Source organism: Halarchaeum acidiphilum MH1-52-1 (assembly GCF_000474235.1).
GTDB classification, from domain to species: domain Archaea; phylum Halobacteriota; class Halobacteria; order Halobacteriales; family Halobacteriaceae; genus Halarchaeum; species Halarchaeum acidiphilum.
Genome location: NZ_BATA01000145.1, coordinates 1 through 1,203 on the forward strand (window position 1 = coordinate 1; position 1,203 = coordinate 1,203).

Genomic DNA, 1,203 nt, shown 5'->3' on the forward strand with positions numbered 1-1,203 from the left:
TCCTTTGGACGATATCGAATGTGCAGAGGACAGAATAACGGTATTAGATTCAGGTAGAGGGCCGTCGGGCAGATCTAAGAGCAGATCGTTCTGCTCGACGAAATGCGGACTACACCGCCTTTCAAGAATTCTGCTCGACGGCGGGCTCAAACCCGAATAATCACGCGAAACCGCTAATCTTAGTCGAATCTCCAGACGTCCTCACTACTCGACTTTCTCCTCGACTATCCCTATACTCTAGAATGAATCAGCAAAACACGAGAAAGACAGCCTGAAACCCACAGAAATCTGCTCGACGGGGGAGAGAAAAAGATAGATTCTTCGGCTTCTCTCGAACTATCGAGATAGGGATAGTTCTGTGGTCGGCATCTAAAATTCGCTCGTGGAATCTGACTCATCGAGTTGGTCGTACATCTCGTCCGGGAACGGAACGCTCCCCCAGATCGAGTAATCGCATTGGTCCTGCCCGATACAGTAGCGTTGCAGGTCGTCGTTATCACAGTTCATCGGGAGCGGGGTTTCGCCGTCGATGGTGTTGGAGAACTCGTAGCGGATTTGGTAGTCGGTCGTCTGCTCGTCGTACCACGGCCACTGTGAGAAGACGTCCTTGAGGTCGTCGACGATCTCGTCCAGACTACTCTCCTGGTACTGGGGGAGCCACATCACCATCCGGACGAAGTTGTAGAGGTCCTTCCGGACGGGCTTCTTCTCCTGGAGGCGCTCGGCCATATTGGCCATGCAGGGGAGTTCGAAGAGGTCCTCGATCGAGTCGACGGTGATCGGATGGGCGCCACGCGACGACGCGTCGATCCGGTACTGGTTCGTCTCTCGGTCCTGCTCGACGGTGAGACTGCGATGGTCCTGCTGCGAGACGAGGAGGTTGCCGAGGCTGCGCGGACTCGACACCCGATTCTGGATACGCTGCTTCCATGATGCCTCCGGCTCGTAGGCAGCCAGCGCGTCATAGAGCGCTTGCGCAGAGTGGAACGTCCCAACCGTCGCCGTGTCATCGTCGACGTCCGTGACTGCCTCTCGAAGGACGCGCACGAGACGTTCACCACGGTCCCAGTCGCGCCAAATCCGATCGTGATTGCTGCCCTCGAGGAAGCGGTCGATCCGTTCGGTGATCGCGGACTCGTTCGCCACCAACCACGTCTGCTGGTCCTCGGAGAGGCCATCCTCCTGCACGCTGAGGAGCTTTTT

1 protein-coding gene is annotated in these 1,203 nt (G+C 56.9%); it reads right to left on the reverse strand.

The annotated features are described in order from the left end of the window. Window positions 1-369 precede the first annotated feature (369 nt). Window positions 370-1,203, reverse strand: an 834-nt coding sequence (locus AOZ13_RS13585; protein ID WP_199897078.1) for a primase-associated protein, incomplete at its 5' end; no start/stop codon positions are given.